The organism is Pseudomonas sp. R15(2017), from assembly GCF_002112685.1.
GTDB classification, from domain to species: Bacteria; Pseudomonadota; Gammaproteobacteria; order Pseudomonadales; family Pseudomonadaceae; genus Aquipseudomonas; species Aquipseudomonas glycinae.
Genome location: NZ_NEII01000022.1, coordinates 1 through 17,311, shown reverse-complemented (window position 1 = coordinate 17,311; position 17,311 = coordinate 1). Strand labels below are relative to the sequence as shown.

Sequence of the window (17,311 nt, the reverse complement as noted above, 5' to 3'; positions counted from 1 at the left end):
GTTGCTCCTCTTTCAGGTTATTGCGCAGTGGCTGGTGCCAGGAAAGCGGCCTCCAGCAACTGCTGTGTATACGGATGTTGGGGGGCGGCAAAGATACTTTGCGCGTCTCCCTGTTCGACCACTTGGCCATGCTTGACCACCATCAGCTGGTGGCTCAGCGCTTTGACGACAGCCAGGTCATGGCTGATGAACAAATACGTCAGGTTGTACTTGGCTTGCAGTGAACGCAACAGCTCCACCACTTGCCGCTGCACCGTCCGGTCGAGGGCCGAAGTCGGCTCGTCCAGCAGGATCAGCGCCGGTTTGAGCACCAGGGCCCGGGCTATGGCAATCCGCTGCCGCTGCCCACCGGAAAATTCATGGGGGTAGCGGTGCCGGGTTTCCGGATCCAGACCTACCTCCTTCAATGCCGCAATAATCGCCGCTTCCTGCTCGGCGGCGGTGCCCATCCTGTGAATCCGCAGACCTTCGCCAACGATGTCATTCACGCACATTCGTGGGCTCAGGCTGCCAAACGGATCCTGAAACACCACCTGCATCTCCCGGCGCAACGGCCGGACTTCACTTTGCGTCAGGCAGTCTAGCTGCTTGCCTTCAAAACGGATCGCACCTTTGCTGCCGATCAACCGCAGGATCGCCAGTCCGAGGGTGGATTTACCGGAACCGCTTTCCCCCACGATCCCCAGGGTCTGACCCTGAGGCAGGCTGAAATTGATGCCGTCCACTGCCTTGACGTGATCCACCGTGCGCTTGAGCAGGCCTTTCTTGATCGGGAACCAGACTTTCAGATCCTCGACTTCAAGCAGCGGCGCCCCGATTTTATTGCTCGCCGGGCCTCCGCTGGGCTCCGCGCCAAGCAGTTCCCGAGTGTACGGATGCTGCGGCGAACGGAACAGCTCTTCGCACGATGCCTGTTCGACGATGCAACCGCGCTGCATGACACATACACGATGCGCAATTCTTCGCACGAGGTTCAAATCGTGACTGATCAGTAACACCGCCATGCCCAATCGGGCCTGCAATTCCTTGAGCAAATCGAGGATTTTCAGCTGAACGGTCACGTCCAGCGCAGTGGTCGGTTCGTCGGCGATCAGCAGTTCCGGCTCGTTGGCCAGGGCCATGGCGATCATCACCCGTTGACGCTGGCCGCCGGACAATTCGTGGGGCAGGGCCTTGAGGCGCTTGTGCGGCTCGGGGATGCCGACCATCTCCAGCAACTCCAGCGTGCGCTTGGTCGCGACCTTGCCGGTCAGGCCCTTGTGGATGCCCAGCACCTCGTTGATCTGCTTCTCGATCGAGTGCAGCGGGTTGAGCGAGGTCATCGGCTCCTGAAAGATCATCGCGATCCGGTTGCCGCGAATGTGACGGATGGTCTTTTCGCCCAGTTCCAGCAGGTTTTGCCCGGAATAGTTGATGCTGCCGGCCGGATGCCGCGCCAGCGGGTAGGGCAGCAGGCGCAGGATCGAATGCGCCGTCACCGACTTGCCCGAGCCGCTTTCACCCACCAGCGCCAGGGTTTCGCCGCGCTTGATGTCGAAACTCACGCCTTCGACCACCCGTTGCACGCGATCACCGATGCCGAACTCGACGGCCAGGTCGCGGATTTCGATCAGATTGTCCTGATTCATGTCACTTCCTCGGGTCGAAGGCATCGCGAGCGGACTCGCCGATGAACACCAGCAGACTCAACATCAGCGCCAGCACCGCAAACGCGCTCATGCCCAGCCACGGCGCCTGCAGGTTGGATTTGCCCTGGGCCACCAGTTCACCCAGAGACGGACTGCCGGCCGGCAAGCCGAAACCGAGGAAGTCCAGGGCGGTGAGGGTGCCGATGGCGCCGGTCAGGATGAACGGCATGAAGGTCATGGTCGAAACCATCGCGTTGGGCAGAATGTGGCGGAACATGATCGCGCCATTCTGCATGCCCAGCGCCCGGGCTGCGCGCACGTATTCGAGGTTGCGCCCGCGCAGGAACTCGGCGCGCACCACGTCCACCAGGCTCATCCACGAGAACAACAGCATGATCCCCAGCAGCCACCAGAAGTTCGGCTGGACGAAACTGGCGAGGATGATCAGCAGGTACAGCACCGGCAAGCCCGACCAGATCTCCAGGAAACGCTGGCCGGCCAGATCGACCCAGCCGCCGTAGAAGCCCTGCAAGGCACCGGCGATCACGCCGATGATCGAGCTGAGCACGGTCAGGGTCAGGGCGAACAGCACCGACACCCGGAAGCCGTAGATGACCCGTGCCAGCACATCGCGGCCCTGATCGTCGGTGCCCAGCAGGTTGTCCGCCGACGGCGGGGCGGGGGCCGGGACTTTCAGGTCGTAGTTGATGCTCTGGTAGCTGAACGGAATCGGCGCCCACAGCACCCACGCGTCCTTGGCCTTGAGCAGTTCGCGGATGTACGGGCTCTTGTAGTTGGCTTCCAGCGGGAATTCGCCGCCGAAGGTGGTTTCCGGGTAGCGCTTGATCGCCGGGAAATACCAGTTGTTGTCGTAATGCACCACCAGCGGCTTGTCGTTGGCGATCAACTCGGCACCGAGGCTCAGGCCGAACAGGATCAAAAACAGCCAAAGCGACCACCAGCCACGCTTGTTGGCCTTGAACAGTTCGAAGCGCCGGCGGTTGAGAGGGGACAGGTTCATCTCAATGCTCCCGGCTGGCAAAGTCGATACGCGGATCGACCAGGGTGTAGGTGAGGTCGCCGATCAGTTTCACCACCAGCCCCAGCAGGGTGAAGATGAACAGGGTGCCGAACACCACCGGGTAATCGCGGTTGATCGCCGCTTCGAAACTCATCAGACCGAGGCCGTCGAGGGAGAAGATCACTTCCACCAGCAACGATCCGGTGAAGAAGATGCCGATAAACGCCGACGGGAAACCGGCGATCACCAGCAGCATCGCATTGCGGAACACATGGCCGTAGAGCACGCGGTGGCGCGTCAGGCCCTTGGCCTTGGCGGTGACCACGTACTGCTTGTTGATTTCGTCGAGGAAGCTGTTTTTGGTCAGCAGGGTCATGGTCGCGAAGTTGCCGATCACCAGCGCCGTCACCGGCAGCGCCAGGTGCCAGAAGTAATCGAGAACCTTGCCGCCCAGGCTCAGTTCATCGAAGTTGTTCGAGGTCAGGCCGCGTAAAGGAAACCAGTCCAGATAACTGCCGCCGGCAAACACCACGATCAGCAGAATTGCAAACAGGAACGCCGGAATCGCATAACCGACGATGATCGCCGAACTGGTCCAGACGTCGAAATGGCTGCCGTGCCGCGTGGCCTTGGCGATCCCCAGCGGGATCGACACCAGGTACATGATCAGCGTGCTCCACAGCCCGAGGGAGATCGACACCGGCATCTTTTCCTTGATCAGGTCGATGACCTTGGCGTCGCGGAAGAAACTGTCGCCGAAATCCAGCTTCGCGTAGTTCTTGACCATGATCCACAGACGTTCCGGGGCCGACTTGTCGAACCCGTACATCTTCTCGATTTCCTTGATCAGCGCCGGGTCCAGACCCTGCGCACCGCGATAGGAAGAGCCGGCCACCGACACTTCGGCACCGCCGCCGGCGATGCGGCTGGTGGCACCTTCGAAGCCTTCGAGCTTGGCGATCATCTGCTCCACCGGCCCGCCGGGCGCGGCCTGGATGATCACGAAGTTGATCAGCAAAATGCCGAACAGGGTCGGGATGATCAGCAGCAGTCGCCGAAAAATGTACGCCAGCATCTGATTACTCCGTGCCCACAGGGTCGGCTTGCAGTTGGGTTTCGACTTCTACCGCAGGTTTCGCGTCGGGTTTGACCCACCAGGTGTTAATGCCGATGTCGTACTTGGGGGAGACTTTAGGGTGGCCGATGTGGTTCCAGTACGCCACGCGCCAGGTCTTGATGTGCCAGTTGGGGATCACGTAGTAGCCCCATTGCAGCACACGGTCCAGAGCACGGGCGTGGGCCACCAGGCTCTTGCGCGAATCAGCGTTGATCAGGCTTTCCACCAGGTGATCGACCACCGGGTCCTTGAGGCCCATCGAATTGCGGCTGCTGGGTTTGTCTGCCGCGGCGCTCATCCAGAATTCGCGCTGCTCGTTGCCCGGCGAGTTGGACTGCGGGAAGCTGCCGACCATCATGTCGAAGTCCCGCGAACGCACGCGATTGACGTACTGCGAGACGTCGACACGGCGGATCACCAGGTCGATGCCGAGGTCGCTGAGGTTGCGCTTGAACGGCAACAATACGCGCTCGAATTCGGTCTGCGCCAGGAGGAATTCGATGACCACCGGTTTGCCGGTGGCGTCGACCATTTTGTCGTCGACGATTTTCCAGCCGGCCTCTTGCAGCAACTGATACGCCTCACGCTGTTGTGCGCGGATCATGCCACTGGCGTCGGTTTTCGGATTCTCGAAGGCTTCGCTGAACACCTGCGCCGGCAGCTGGCTGCGGAATGGATCGAGGATTGCTACCTGCTCTGCATCAGGCAGGCCGGTGGCGGCCATTTCCGAGTTTTCGAAGTAACTGCGGGTGCGCGCATAAGCGCCGTTGAACAATTGCTTGTTGGTCCATTCGAAGTCGAACAGCAGGCCGAGGGCCTGACGTACCCGCACGTCCTGAAACACCGGCCGGCGCAAATTGAAGACGAAGCCCTGCATGCCGGTCGGGTTGCTGTTGGCAATCTGTTCCTTGATCAGCCGCCCTTCAGTCACTGCCGGCACGTTGTAGGCGTTGGCCCAGTTTTTCGCGGCCATTTCCAGCCAGTAATCGAATTGCCCGGCTTTCAACGCTTCCAGCGCGACGGTGTTGTCGCGGTAATAGTCGGTGGTCATTACGTCGAAGTTGTAGAAGCCGCGATTGACCGGCAGGTCCTTGCCCCAGTAATCCTTGACCCGCTCATAACGCACCGAGCGTCCGGCCTTCACTTGGGTGACCTTGTACGGGCCGCTGCCCAAGGGGATTTCCAGGTTGCCCTTGTTGAAATCACGCTCGGCCCACCAGTGCTTCGGCAGCACCGGCAACTGACCGAGGATCAGCGGCAACTCGCGGTTGTTGGTGTGCTTGAACTTGAACAGCACCTTGAGCGGGTCTTCGGCGATCACTTCTTCAACGTCGGCGTAGTAGCCGCGATACATCGGTGAGCCTTCCTTGGTCAGGGTCTGGAAGCTGAATACCACATCGTCAGCGCGTACCGGGTGGCCGTCGTGAAACTTCGCTTCGGGCCGCAGATAGAAGCGTACCCAGCTGTTGTCGGGGGCCTTTTCGATCTGGCTGGCGATCAGACCGTATTCGGTGAACGGCTCGTCCAGACCCTGTTTGGCCAGGGTGTCGTAGATCAGGCCGATATCGTCCGCCGGCACGCCTTTGCTGATGAACGGATTGAGGCTGTCGAAACCGCCGAAGCCGGCTTGGCGGAAGATTCCGCCCTTGGGCGCGTCGGGGTTCACGTAATCGAAGTGCTTGAAGTCGGCGGGGTATTTCGGCGGCTCGTTGTACAGGGTCACGGCGTGTTGCGGGGCGGCACAGGCCAGCCCGGCGAACAGCAGACCGCTGGCCTGCACGAGCAGGGCGCGGATAGGCTTCATCGATCTTTCTCCGAAGATTTCAGCCACCACGCGCTCAGGCCCAGGGTGTAGGGCGGCGTGGTGACGAAGGCGAACCGGTTGCGGTACGCCAGACGGTGATAATTGAGGTACCAGTTGGGAATGCTGTAGTGCTGCCAGAGCAGCACGCGGTCCAGCGCTTTGCCGGCGGCGACCTGTTCATCGCGGGTTTGCGCGGCGAGCAAGTGTTCAAGCAGATGATCGACCACCGGGTTGGCGATGCCCGCGTAATTCTTGCTGCCCTTGACGTTTACCTGGCTGGAGTGGAAGTACTGCCATTGTTCCAGCCCCGGGCTGAGAGTCTGGTTGAGGGTCATCAGGATCATGTCGAAATCGAACTGGTCCAGACGCTGTTTGTACTGGGCGCGATCCACCGTGCGCAGGCGCGCGTCGACGCCGATGCTGTTGAGGTTCTCGATGTACGGCTGAAGGATTCGTTCCAGGTTCGGATTGACCAGCAGCAGCTCGAACCGCAGCGGCTGGCCGGCGGCGTTTTGCAGGCGCTGGCCGTTGAGCTTCCAGCCGGCCTCGGCCAGCAACGCCAGGGCCTTGCGCATGGTTTCCCGGGGAATGCCGCGCCCGTCTGTCTGCGGCAGCGTGAACGGCTCGGTGAACAGGCGCGCCGGCAGTTGATCCTTGTACGGTTTGAGCATCAGCCATTCATGACCGACCGGCAGGCCGACGGCGCTGAACTCGCTGTTGGGGTAGTAGCTGGTGGTGCGCTTATAAGCGTCGCTGAACAGGGTGCGATTAGTCCATTCGAAGTCGAACATCAGACCCAGGGCTTCACGCACCTTGATATCGGCAAAGGCCGGGCGCCGGTTGTTCATGAACAGGCCCTGGCTCTGGGTCGGGATCTGGTGCGGGATCTGCGCCTTGATCACGTCGCCGCGACGGATCGCCGGGAAGTTGTAGCCGTTGGCCCAGTTCTTGGCCTGATGCTCAATATAAATGTCGAATTCGCCGGCCTTGAACGCTTCGAAGGCCACATCGCTGTCGCGGTAGAACTCGACTTCCATGCGGTCGACGTTGTACTTGCCGCGATTGACCGGCAGGTCCTTGCCCCAGTAGTCCTTGACCCGCTCGAAAATCAACTGCCGCCCCGGCGTGACCGAGGTAATGCGATACGGCCCGCTGCCCAGAGGCGGCTCGAAGGTGGTGGCCTTGAAGTCGCGGCCCTTCCAGTAATGCTGGGGCAGCACCGGCAATTCGCCCAGACGCAGGATCAGCAACGGATTGCCGCTGCGCTTGAGCACAAACCGGATGCGCTGCGGATTGAGGATATCGACCCGCAGCACTTCCTGAAGAGCGGTGCGGTACAGCGGATGACCTTCCTTGAGCAGCAGGCGATAGGAGAACGCCACGTCGTACGCGGTGATCGGCGTACCGTCGTGGAACCGCGCTTGCGGGCGCAGGTTGAACACCACCCAGCTGCGATCTTCGCTGTACTCCACCGACTGGGCGATCAAACCGTAACTGGACGCCGGTTCGTCACCGGACGGCGCGTATTGCCCGGTGCCGACCATCAGTGGCTCGTTGAGCTCGTTGATGCCGTACTGCAGGAAATTCGCCGTGGTGACCGGGCTGGTGCCCTTGAAGGTGTAGGGGTTGAGCGTATCGAAGGTGCCAAACGCCATCACCCGCAAGGTGCCGCCCTTGGGCGCTTGCGGGTTGACCCAGTCGAAGTGGGTAAATCTGGCCGGGTACTTGAGCGTGCCGAACTGCGCATAACCGTGGCTTTCGGTGATCGTCGCGCTGACGGGGGAGCTCAAGGCCAGGCTGATCAGGAGCAGGAGGAGGGGACGCTTCAAGTCAGATCCGATCCAGGCGGCTTGGGCTTTGTGGGCCGTACAGTAACAGCTTGTATGGACAGGAAAAAGACAGGGGCTTAATGCGCGGTTAATTGTGGGAGCTGTCTGCGCCGATCTACGGAAATATCAAAAAATGACAGGCGAAAAAAAGCCCCTGAAATTCAGGGGCTCTTTGTCAGTGCGGCTGGTAGACCGTGAGCATCTGCCCAGGCTTGAGCGCCTTGCCGGCGCCCGGATTCCAGCGCTTGAGATGTTGCATCTCGACGTTGAAGCGCTTGGCCACCACGTACAGCGTGTCGCCACGTTTGACCTTGTATTGGGTCTGCTGTTTGGTGTCGTCCTTGTCTTTGGCCTTGCTGCTGGTCTTGCTGTTGGCCGCGATGACCGTATTGATGCGACCGCCACTGTTACGCGTCGGGGTGCGTTTGGTGGTGTCCTGCATGACCAGGGTCTGGCCGACCTTGAGGTTCTTGCCGGTCAGCTTGTTCCAGCGTTGCAGGTCCTTGACCTCGACCTTGTTGGCCTTGGCGATGGAACCGAGGTTGTCGCCGCGCTTGACCCGATAGGCGCGCTTGGCCTGGGCGATCTCGCTCGGATCGGCGCCTTCGAACACCGGTTTCAGCGAACGCGGGCTGATCAGCTCTTCAGGGCGCATGGTCTGCAGGCTGGCGGTCAGCAGTTGCGCCTTGGAGGTCGGCACCAGCAGGTGCTGCGGGCCGTCGATGGTGGTGCGCTGCTTGAACGCCGGGTTGAGCTGGAACAGCTCGTCTTCGTCGATGTTGGCCACCGCTGCGACCTTGGACAGGTCCATGCGCTGGTTGATTTCGACGACTTGGAAATACGGTTCGTTGGCGATCGGGTTGAGGTTCACGCCATAGGCTTCGGGCGTCAGCACCACTTGCGAGAGCGCCAGCAGTTTCGGCACGTAAGCCTGGGTTTCCGCCGGCAGTGGCAGGTTCCAGTAGTCGGTCGGCAGGCCGAGCTTTTCGTTGCGCTCGATGGCGCGGCTGACCGTGCCTTCACCGGCGTTGTACGCGGCCAGGGCCAGCAGCCAGTCGCCGTTGAACATGTCATGCAGGCGGGTCAGGTAGTCCATCGCTGCCGTGGTGGACGCGGTAATGTCGCGACGGCCATCGTAGAAGCGAGTCTGGCGCAGGTTGAAGTAGCGCCCGGTGGACGGGATGAACTGCCAGAGGCCCACCGCGTCGGCTCGGGAATAGGCCATCGGGTTGTAGGCGCTTTCAATGACCGGCAGCAGCGCCAGTTCCAGCGGCATGTTGCGTTCTTCGAGGCGCTCGACGATGTAATGAATGTAGAGGCTGCCGCGTTCGCCGGCGTTTTCGAGGAAGGAAGGGTTACTGGCGAACCACAGGCGCTGTTGCTCGATGCGCGGGTTCACGCCCAGACCTTCCTGCAGCTGGAAACCACTGCGCATGCGCTCCCAGATGTCCTGAGGCACCTGCGGGCTGGGCTTTTCCGACAGCCAGATGGGCTTCTGCTTGGCTCGCGCAGCAATGTTCGGCGTATGCGTCGCTTCAGTCTGCGGAGCATGGCTGGAACAGCCGGCCAGCGTGGCGGACACAGCCACCGCGATGGCTTGCGCCAGGCGGGTCAATGCATCTGAATTGACGGACTTACGTATGGATGACGACATTGGCTGGAAGTAAGTTCCGGGCAAAAATGTCGGGCGATTCTAGAAAGCGCACCCCCTGCGGTCAACCATTCAGAATTTTTGTACCAGGCGGCGAGCCACTCAGAACGTATCTTTCCATGCCCGCAGAGCCGCAAAAACCTCACTCGGCGCCCGGTTTTGAGGGCCGTTCCGTTCGTCCACTTTTTGTGTAACTAATATTTCACCGGTACGCAAAAACGGGTTTGTGAGTTTTTCCAGCGCAAGGGTCGAGGGCAGGGTCATGACACCGTTCTCACGTTGCCGGGTGACTTTTTCCAGACGGGCGGCGATGTCCCGGTTGTCCGGCTCCACGGCAGCAGCGAATTTCAGGTTGCTCAGGGTGTACTCGTGGGTGCAGTAGACCAGCGTGTCTTCCGGCAGCGCCGCCAGACGGCTCAACGACTGGTGCATTTGTTGCGGCGTGCCTTCGAACAGACGGCCGCAGCCGGCAGCGAACAGGGTGTCACCGCAAAACAGCAGGCCGTGATGGTAGTAGGCGATGTGTCCGAGGGTGTGGCCGGGAACGGCATAGACATCGAAGTCCCAGCCGAGCACGCGCACCGTGTCGTTGTCCTTGAGGGCCACGTCCCGCCCCGGAATGCTTTCGCTGGCCGGTCCGTAGACCGTGGCGCCGGTGGCCTTCTTCAGCGTCTCGACGCCGCCGACATGGTCGTGGTGATGGTGAGTGATGAGGATGTCGCCGAGCACCCATCCCGGATGCGCGTCGAGCCACGCCTGCATCGGGGCGGCATCGCCTGGGTCGACCACTGCGCAGCGCTGGGTGGCATGATCCTGTAACAACCAGATGTAGTTGTCGGTGAAGGCGGGCAGGGCACTGATCTGTATCATCGTCGAATTCGCCAAGCGGGTAACATTGGCGCATCTTAGAGGTTCCTGGCGTGTTGGAGAATGCAATGATCGATAAAGCGTTCGCTCAGGCCGATCCTGACTGGCTCGCGCTGATCGGTGCAGCCCGTGAATGGCTGTCCGGCCCCCTCGGGCAATTTCTGCTGGACGAAGAACGGCGCATGCTCGAAGACGAGCTGGGTCGGTTCTTCGGCGGTTATCTGGTGCATTACGGCCCGTCCGCCGAAACACCGCCGTCAGCGCCGCAGGTGCAGCGCAATGTGCGGCTCGGTGCGCCCTTGCCGGGCGTGGAGATCGTCTGCGAAGAACAGGCCTGGCCGTTGAGTGAGCACGCCGCCGATGTGGTGGTGTTGCAGCACGGCCTGGATTTCTGCCTGTCGCCCCATGGTTTGTTGCGCGAAGCGGCCAGCAGCGTGCGCCCCGGCGGGCATCTGCTGATCGTCGGCATCAACCCCTGGAGCACCTGGGGGCTGCGCCACGTGTTCGCCCATGACGCCTTGCATCAGGCGCGCTGCATCTCGCCATCGCGGGTGGCGGACTGGCTCAATCTGCTGGGCTTCGCGCTGGAGAAACGCCGCTTCGGGTGCTATCGTCCGCCGCTCGCTTCACCCAAGTGGCAGGCCCGTCTGGCCGGTTGGGAGCGCAAGGCCGGTGACTGGCAATTGTCGGGCGGCGGTTTCTATTTACTGGTCGCACGCAAGATTGTGGTCGGCCTGCGTCCGGTGCGTCAGGAACGCCGCGAGCCGATGGGCAAGCTGATTCCGCTGCCGATGGCCAAGGTCAACCGCCGGCGCGTCGAACCGTAAACCTTCTTTATATTTATGGCCGGGTATATCCCGGCCTTGGCCATCGTCGATCCGTGATCGGCGAGGCCACGCATTTTTTCTGGATAGACAGGCATGAGCGAAAGCGTCGATAGCGTAGAACTGTTCACTGACGGCGCCTGCAAGGGCAACCCCGGCCCGGGCGGCTGGGGCGCCTTGCTGGTGTGCAAGGGCGTCGAAAAGGAGCTGTGGGGCGGCGAAGCCAACACCACCAACAACCGCATGGAACTGCTCGGCGCGATTCGCGGCCTGGAAGCCCTCAAGCGTCCGTGCGAAGTGCTGCTGGTGACTGACTCGCAATACGTGATGAAGGGCATCAACGAATGGATGGCCAACTGGAAGAAACGCGGCTGGAAAACCGCTGCCAAGGAACCAGTCAAAAACGCCGATCTGTGGAAAGCGCTCGACGAGCAGGTCAACCGCCACAAAGTCACCTGGAAATGGGTCCGCGGCCACATCGGCCACCACGGCAACGAACGCGCCGACCAGTTGGCCAACCGTGGGGTGGATGAAGTTCGCGGTTACAAGCAGAGCTGAATCCTTCTCGCTGAAACACTCCCGGCGAGCGTGTTAACATCGCCGCTTTTGCACGATTGACCCCGTTGAGAGCTGAACACTGATGGCCACCAGATCCGTTGTACTCGATACCGAAACCACCGGCATGCCGGTGACCGACGGCCACCGGATTATCGAAATCGGTTGTGTCGAGCTGATCGGTCGACGTCTGACGGGCCGGCACTTTCACGTTTATCTGCAACCGGATCGCGAGAGTGACGAAGGCGCGATTGCCGTTCACGGCATCACCAACGAATTCCTGGTCGGCAAGCCGCGCTTCGCCGAAGTGGCCGACGAGTTCTTCGAGTTCATCAACGGCGCGCAGCTGATCATCCATAACGCGGCGTTCGACGTTGGCTTCATCAACAACGAATTCGCCCTGATGGGCCAGCAGGATCGCGCGGACATCACGCAGCACTGCACGATCCTCGACACCCTGATGATGGCCCGGGAACGTCACCCGGGTCAGCGCAACAGCCTCGATGCCCTGTGTAAACGCTACGGCGTCGACAACTCCGGTCGTGAGCTGCACGGCGCGTTGCTCGACTCGGAGATTCTCGCCGACGTCTACCTGACCATGACCGGTGGCCAGACCAGCCTGTCGCTGGCCGGCAACGCCTCCGACGGCAATGGCACGGGCGAGGGCGCGGACAACTCCGCCACCGAAATCCGCCGTCTGCCGGCAGATCGTCAGCCGGGGAGAATCATTCGCGCCACCGAAGCCGAGCTGGCCGAGCACCAGGTGCGCCTGGAAATCATCGCCAAGTCAGCTGGCGCCCCCGCGCTGTGGACTCAGTTGCTGGAAGCCGAAGCCCAGGCGTAATACAGAAAAGGATCGTCCAGACACTCAGCCGTGTCCGGACGATTCTTTTTTTGTCAGTACTGACAACTGGCCACCCTCGCCACATTGGCTCCGACCCTCTACCCTGAGGACATTGGCAGATCACTCTCCGCCGCCTCAGGACACTGAGCCTCATGTATAAAGATTTGAAGTTCCCGGTGTTGATCGTCCACCGCGACATCAAGGCCGACACGGTTGCCGGTGACCGCATCCGCGGCATCGCCCGAGAGCTGGAGCTGGAAGGTTTCAGTATCGTTTCGGCCACCGACTACACCGAAGGCCGGCTCGTGGCGTCGACCCACCATGGTCTGGCGTGCATGCTGATCGCCGCCGAAGATGCCAGCACCAACTCCCACCTGTTGCAGAACATGGCCGAACTGATCGGTCTGGCCCGGGTGCGGGCGCCGGATCTGCCGATCTTTGCCCTCGGCGAGCAAGTCACCCTGGAAAACGCCCCGGCCGATGCCATGGCCGAACTCAACCAGCTGCGCGGCATTCTCTACCTGTTCGAAGACACCGTGCCGTTTCTCGCCCGTCAGGTGGCGCGGGCAGCGCGCAAATACCTGGACGGCCTGTTGCCGCCATTCTTCAAGGCGCTGGTCCAGCACACCGCCGATTCCAATTATTCCTGGCATACCCCCGGTCACGGCGGCGGGGTGGCTTATCACAAGAGTCCGGTGGGGCAGGCGTTTCATCAGTTCTTCGGGGAAAACACGCTGCGCTCGGATTTGTCGGTCTCGGTGCCGGAGCTGGGCTCCTTGCTCGATCACACCGGGCCGCTGGCCGAGGCGGAAGCGCGAGCCGCGCGCAATTTCGGCGCCGATCACACGTTTTTCGTGATCAATGGCACCTCTACCGCCAACAAGATCGTCTGGCACTCGATGGTCGGGCGCGATGATCTGGTGCTGGTGGATCGCAACTGCCACAAGTCGGTGTTGCACGCGATCATCATGACCGGCGCGATTCCGCTGTACCTGTGCCCGGAGCGTAACGAGCTGGGGATCATCGGGCCGATCCCGCTCAGTGAATTCAGTCGTGAATCGATCCAGGCCAAGATCGACGCCAGCCCGTTGACCAAGGGCCGCGAACCGAAAGTCAAACTGGCGGTGATCACCAACTCCACCTACGACGGCCTCTGCTACAACGCCGAACTGATCAAGCAGAGTCTGGGCAACAGCGTCGAAGTCCTGCATTTCGACGAGGCCTGGTACGCCTATGCGGCGTTTCACGAATTCTTTGCCGGCCGTTACGGCATGGCCACCTCGCGCAGCGAGGACAGTCCGCTGGTGTTCACCACCCATTCAACCCACAAACTGCTGGCGGCGTTCAGCCAGGCGTCGATGATTCATGTGCAGGACGGCGGCGCGCGGCAACTGGATCGTGACCGGTTCAACGAAGCGTTCATGATGCACATCTCGACGTCGCCGCAGTACAGCATCATTGCTTCGCTGGACGTCGCCTCGGCGATGATGGAAGGGCCGGCCGGACGTTCGCTGCTGCAGGAAACCTTCGACGAAGCCCTGAGCTTTCGCCGGGCCCTGGCCAATCTGCGCCAGCACATCGCCGCTGACGATTGGTGGTTCTCGATCTGGCAGCCACCGGGTGTCGAGGGCATCGACCGGGTGCAGACCGAGGACTGGCTGCTGCAACCGGATGCGGACTGGCACGGTTTCGGCGAGGTCAGCGACGACTACGTACTGCTCGACCCGATCAAGGTCACTTTGGTCATGCCGGGCCTGACTGCTGGCGGCGCTTTGAGCGACAAGGGCATTCCGGCGGCCGTGGTCAGCCGTTTCCTCTGGGAGCGCGGGCTGGTGGTGGAGAAAACCGGTCTGTATTCATTTCTGGTGCTGTTCTCCATGGGCATCACCAAAGGCAAGTGGAGCACGCTCCTGACCGAACTGCTGGAGTTCAAACGCAGCTACGACGCCAACGTCAGCCTCGACACCTGCCTGAAGTGTGTCGCCCAGGAAGATCCTGTGCGCTATCGCGGCATGGGCCTGCGCGATCTGTGCGATCAGCTCCACGCCTGCTACCGCAGCAACGCCACCGCCAGACACCTCAAGCGCATGTACACGGTGCTGCCGGAAATCGCCATGAAACCGGCCCACGCCTACGACCAACTGGTGCGCGGCGAAGTCGAGGCGGTGCCGATCGATGAGCTGGAAGGCCGGGTGGCAGCGGTGATGCTGGTGCCGTACCCGCCGGGCATTCCGCTGATCATGCCCGGCGAACGTTTTACCGAATCCACGCGCTCGATCATCGAATACCTCAGGTTTGCCCGCACGTTCGACGCAACGTTTCCGGGGTTCGTGGTCGATGTGCACGGTCTGCAACACGAAGATGAGGGCAATGGGCGGCACTACACCGTCGATTGCGTCAAGGAATGAGGGCTTTTCCGAGTATGCAACCGGTCATGAATCCGAAATACCCAGGGCTGTCGGTGCGGGTCGCCGACGAGGGTTTTGCCGAATATATCTGGGGCAGCGATTTCAGCTTCGAGGTGGCCGCCTACGGCACGGCCGAAATCGGCAAGCCCGTGGCGCAATGGGCCATGACGCCCATCGTGCCGTATCGCAAGTGCTACGGCATCGATCCGGAGGAATTCAGCAACTTTCGCGATGCCGCCGACAGTGCGATTTTCATGGCGTACCTGGAAGATCAGCCGGTCGGGCATCTGGTGATCAGCACCAATTGGAACGGCTTCGCCCACATCGATGAACTGGCGGTGCACGCTCCGGCGCGGCGCCATGGTGTGGCCAAGGCCTTGCTCGACGTGGCGCAGTTCTGGAGCCGCAAGAAAAAACTGCCGGGGATCATGCTGGAAACCCAGAACAACAACCTCGGCGCCTGCCGCCTGTATGAGCGTTGCGGCTATGTGATCGGCGGCATCGACCATCTGCGTTATCGCGGCATCGATCCGAACACCGCCGAAGTGGCGTTGTTCTGGTATCGATTGTTCGATAACCCGCTGGAGCATCCGATCAGTTCGCCAGCATCGCCTCGGCTTGTTCCGTGACGATACCGAGCAGCGTCTGAATCGCCGCTGACGGCGTGGCGTGTTTGAAGGTCAGGGCATAGAGGCTGATCGGCACTACCGGCGACAGTGGGCAGACATCGAGACCGCTCGCCCGTGCACCGAGGGCGGTGAACGGATCGACGATCGCCAGGCCTTCGCCGGCCTCGACCATGCTGCGCATCATCTGGTGGGTTTGCACCCGGGTCTGGATGGTCGGCGCCGGGCGCAGGGCCTGGAGCTTGTTTTCCAAGGCCGGACTCAGCGGGTCCTGGCCTTCGAGGCCGACCATAGCCTGGCCGGCAAAGTCCTGCAGAGAAATGTATTTCTGCTTCGGTTGCAGCCAGCCGTGGGGCGCGAGCAATTGCAACTTGCCCTGGGCCAGCGGCTGGCAATGAATATCGGGATGTTGTGGGTCGTGGAGGCTCAGGCCCAGATCGCTGTCGCGCAGCAGCAGGTGGCGGACAATGTCGCGGGTCGGTTCGCTGAGCAGGGTGCAGGGCACGTCGGGCAAGCGACGGCGCAGGGCCGCGAGGCTTTTCGGCAGCAGTTGCTGGGCCAGCGGCGGGGTGCCGATGATCCGCAGGGGCGGGGCGAGGTATTGCTTGAGGCTGCTGGCCAGCCGTTGCACCGGTTCCAGCGCTTCATAGATGTGGCCGATCTCGACTTGCAGCGCCCGGGCCTCCGGGGTTGGCTGAAGTCGTCCGCGTACGCTGGCGAACAGCATGAAACCAAGCTGACTCTCGGCTTCGCGCAAACGCTCCTCGACCTCGGGCGCCGGGAGTTGCAGCCATTCGGCGGCGGTGCCCACGTGACCGGTCTGCAAAAGCGCCTGAATCACTTCGATATGACGTAAACGCATGCGTGAAGTCCATGTCCGGCCGTTGGGGTCAGTGGCTGAATCCTACCCCAACTCGGCGCGGATGACTTCTGCTCATAACGATCGGTTATGAAGCGACCGATGGCTCGGGTTCGCGGATCAGGGTGATGCCCGACTGAACCAGCAAAAACTCGTTGTCGTCGATCTTGTTGACGCGGTCGCCAATCGCCAGTTTGTAGGTGGTAACGGGCTCCGTGCCGGTGAAACCGTCTGCCGACGGGTTGGATTCCTGGAACTCATGCACGGAATAAACGCGGCCTTCCGCATCTCTTGCATGGAACTGACCGACGAGTACTACTGCCATCTGCTTAGAACCTCTGGAGATAAAACGCTTGATTTGCGGCTTGGTAGACCTTCATCGAGCTTGGTAAGTTTTCCTACAGGAAAAAAATATTCCAGACGCGGGAAATAACCTTCGACGTCTGGTGGAATCGTCATCGGATCATCTATAACTACTGGCTCCTCCCACGGACAGTCGAGAGTCTCCCAATGAGCAATGTCTATAACGTCGCAGTAGTGGTCGGCAGCCTGCGCAAGGCGTCCATCAACCGCAAGGTCGCCTTGGCGCTGGCGGAACTGGCACCGGCCAATCTCAAGCTGAACATTGTCGAAATTGGCGATCTGCCACTCTACAACGAAGACATCGACGGCGATTCACCGCCGGCAGCCTACAGCACTTTCCGTCAGAAAGTGGCTTCATCCGACGCTCTGCTGTTTGTCACTCCGGAGTACAACCGCTCGGTGCCGGCGCCTTTGAAGAATGCCATTGACGTCGGTTCGCGGCCGTATGGCAAGAGCGCCTGGAGCGGCAAACCGGGGGCGGTAATCAGCGTTTCGCCGGGTGCCATCGGCGGTTTCGGCGCCAACCAGCATCTGCGCCAGTCCTTTGTTTTCCTCAACGTGCCGTGCATGCAGCAGCCGGAAGCCTACCTGGGCGGCGCGGGCACGGCATTCGATGAGGCGGGCAAGCTGAACGAATCGGTGAAACCGTTCCTGCAAAGTTTCATCAATGCCTTTGGTGAGTGGGTGGCGCAGCACAAGAAGTGATTCGCTGTTTTTTCTGACAAGATCGATACCCTGTGGGAGCGAGCTTGCTCGCGATATCGGTGTATCAGCTGACACTTCAGTTGAATGACACGCCGCCATCGCGAGCAAGCTCGCTTGTATGTTTAGACTTGAAGGGGTGGGCGGGACTAAAAGCTCGATTCCGACTCTAGCCAGTACGGACCGTGGGAGACTTCTCGTCCCGCCCTTTCT

Annotated in this window: 15 protein-coding genes; 6 read left to right on the top strand and 9 right to left on the bottom strand. The window is 61.1% G+C overall.

Translation table 11 applies throughout. The annotated features are described in order from the left end of the window. Positions 1-17 precede the first annotated feature (17 nt). The 7 genes from CAF77_RS28235 to gloB all read right to left on the bottom strand — a co-directional run bounded on the left by CAF77_RS28235 (position 18) and on the right by gloB (position 9,920). Complete coding sequence (locus CAF77_RS28235) at positions 18-1,628, bottom strand: ABC transporter ATP-binding protein (RefSeq protein ID WP_085655774.1); 1,611 nt, start codon at positions 1,626-1,628, stop codon at positions 18-20. Position 1,629: 1 nt separating this feature from the next. Beyond that, on the bottom strand, positions 1,630-2,649 hold the full coding sequence (locus CAF77_RS28230; RefSeq protein ID WP_007956945.1) for an ABC transporter permease: 1,020 nt from the start codon (positions 2,647-2,649) through the stop codon (positions 1,630-1,632). A 1-nt stretch (position 2,650) separates the two neighbouring features. After that, the gene (locus CAF77_RS28225; protein ID WP_085613068.1) at positions 2,651-3,724 is read right to left on the bottom strand and encodes a microcin C ABC transporter permease YejB; all 1,074 of its coding nucleotides are present in this window, start codon (positions 3,722-3,724) and stop codon (positions 2,651-2,653) included. A gap of 4 nt (positions 3,725-3,728) precedes the next feature. Further along, on the bottom strand, positions 3,729-5,570 hold the full coding sequence (locus CAF77_RS28220) for an extracellular solute-binding protein (RefSeq protein ID WP_085655773.1): 1,842 nt from the start codon (positions 5,568-5,570) through the stop codon (positions 3,729-3,731). Further along, positions 5,567-7,399: an extracellular solute-binding protein gene (locus tag CAF77_RS28215; RefSeq protein WP_085655772.1), complete on the bottom strand. Its 1,833-nt coding sequence runs from the start codon at positions 7,397-7,399 to the stop codon at positions 5,567-5,569. The genes CAF77_RS28220 and CAF77_RS28215 overlap by 4 nt, the downstream gene beginning before the upstream one ends. Positions 7,400-7,574: 175 nt before the next feature. After that, the gene (locus CAF77_RS28210; RefSeq protein WP_064382288.1) at positions 7,575-9,053 is read right to left on the bottom strand and encodes a transglycosylase SLT domain-containing protein; all 1,479 of its coding nucleotides are present in this window, start codon (positions 9,051-9,053) and stop codon (positions 7,575-7,577) included. 99 nt (positions 9,054-9,152) lie between these two features. Further along, positions 9,153-9,920, bottom strand: coding sequence for a hydroxyacylglutathione hydrolase (gene gloB, locus CAF77_RS28205; protein ID WP_085655782.1), 768 nt, complete (start codon positions 9,918-9,920; stop codon positions 9,153-9,155). Between the two features lie 65 nt (positions 9,921-9,985). Between gloB and CAF77_RS28200 the strand changes: the two genes are divergently transcribed. The 5 genes from CAF77_RS28200 to CAF77_RS28180 all read left to right on the top strand — a co-directional run bounded on the left by CAF77_RS28200 (position 9,986) and on the right by CAF77_RS28180 (position 15,177). Beyond that, positions 9,986-10,744, top strand: a complete 759-nt coding sequence (locus CAF77_RS28200; RefSeq protein WP_085655771.1) for a methyltransferase domain-containing protein — start codon at positions 9,986-9,988, stop codon at positions 10,742-10,744. Positions 10,745-10,837: 93 nt separating this feature from the next. Further along, positions 10,838-11,299, top strand: coding sequence for a ribonuclease HI (rnhA, locus tag CAF77_RS28195; protein WP_011333615.1), 462 nt, complete (start codon positions 10,838-10,840; stop codon positions 11,297-11,299). 82 nt (positions 11,300-11,381) lie between these two features. After that, the gene (gene dnaQ / locus CAF77_RS28190) at positions 11,382-12,140 is read left to right on the top strand and encodes a DNA polymerase III subunit epsilon (protein WP_064382286.1); all 759 of its coding nucleotides are present in this window, start codon (positions 11,382-11,384) and stop codon (positions 12,138-12,140) included. A gap of 152 nt (positions 12,141-12,292) precedes the next feature. Next, entirely contained in the window at positions 12,293-14,548 is a 2,256-nt protein-coding gene (locus CAF77_RS28185; protein ID WP_085655770.1) for an Orn/Lys/Arg decarboxylase N-terminal domain-containing protein, read from the top strand. A 14-nt stretch (positions 14,549-14,562) separates the two neighbouring features. Continuing rightward, positions 14,563-15,177, top strand: a complete 615-nt coding sequence (locus CAF77_RS28180) for a GNAT family N-acetyltransferase (protein WP_085655769.1) — start codon at positions 14,563-14,565, stop codon at positions 15,175-15,177. Here CAF77_RS28180 and CAF77_RS28175 read toward each other — a convergent pair. Together CAF77_RS28175 and CAF77_RS28170 are read right to left on the bottom strand one after the other, a co-directional pair. Further along, entirely contained in the window at positions 15,143-16,036 is an 894-nt protein-coding gene (locus CAF77_RS28175) for a LysR substrate-binding domain-containing protein (protein WP_085655768.1), read from the bottom strand. The two genes, CAF77_RS28180 and CAF77_RS28175, sit on opposite strands and share 35 nt — an antisense overlap. An 85-nt stretch (positions 16,037-16,121) precedes the next feature. Beyond that, positions 16,122-16,358, bottom strand: coding sequence for a hypothetical protein (locus CAF77_RS28170; RefSeq protein ID WP_085655767.1), 237 nt, complete (start codon positions 16,356-16,358; stop codon positions 16,122-16,124). A 185-nt stretch (positions 16,359-16,543) separates the two neighbouring features. On the opposite strand from CAF77_RS28170, the gene CAF77_RS28165 reads away from it, so the two are divergent. Next, a complete protein-coding gene (locus CAF77_RS28165; protein ID WP_011333620.1) occupies positions 16,544-17,101 on the top strand; it encodes an NADPH-dependent FMN reductase in 558 nt (185 codons plus the stop codon). Positions 17,102-17,311 lie beyond the last annotated feature (210 nt).

Coding starts and splice junctions, on each gene's coding strand:
- CAF77_RS28235 (WP_085655774.1), bottom strand. CDS start 1,628: ATGAATCAGGACAATCTGATCGAAATCCGCGACCTGGCCGTCGAGTTC.
- CAF77_RS28230 (WP_007956945.1), bottom strand. CDS start 2,649: ATGAACCTGTCCCCTCTCAACCGCCGGCGCTTCGAACTGTTCAAGGCC.
- CAF77_RS28225 (WP_085613068.1), bottom strand. CDS start 3,724: ATGCTGGCGTACATTTTTCGGCGACTGCTGCTGATCATCCCGACCCTG.
- CAF77_RS28220 (WP_085655773.1), bottom strand. CDS start 5,570: ATGAAGCCTATCCGCGCCCTGCTCGTGCAGGCCAGCGGTCTGCTGTTC.
- CAF77_RS28210 (WP_064382288.1), bottom strand. CDS start 9,053: ATGTCGTCATCCATACGTAAGTCCGTCAATTCAGATGCATTGACCCGC.
- gloB (WP_085655782.1), bottom strand. CDS start 9,920: ATGATACAGATCAGTGCCCTGCCCGCCTTCACCGACAACTACATCTGG.
- CAF77_RS28200 (WP_085655771.1), top strand. CDS start 9,986: ATGATCGATAAAGCGTTCGCTCAGGCCGATCCTGACTGGCTCGCGCTG.
- rnhA (WP_011333615.1), top strand. CDS start 10,838: ATGAGCGAAAGCGTCGATAGCGTAGAACTGTTCACTGACGGCGCCTGC.
- dnaQ (WP_064382286.1), top strand. CDS start 11,382: ATGGCCACCAGATCCGTTGTACTCGATACCGAAACCACCGGCATGCCG.
- CAF77_RS28185 (WP_085655770.1), top strand. CDS start 12,293: ATGTATAAAGATTTGAAGTTCCCGGTGTTGATCGTCCACCGCGACATC.
- CAF77_RS28180 (WP_085655769.1), top strand. CDS start 14,563: ATGCAACCGGTCATGAATCCGAAATACCCAGGGCTGTCGGTGCGGGTC.
- CAF77_RS28175 (WP_085655768.1), bottom strand. CDS start 16,036: ATGCGTTTACGTCATATCGAAGTGATTCAGGCGCTTTTGCAGACCGGT.
- CAF77_RS28170 (WP_085655767.1), bottom strand. CDS start 16,358: ATGGCAGTAGTACTCGTCGGTCAGTTCCATGCAAGAGATGCGGAAGGC.
- CAF77_RS28165 (WP_011333620.1), top strand. CDS start 16,544: ATGAGCAATGTCTATAACGTCGCAGTAGTGGTCGGCAGCCTGCGCAAG.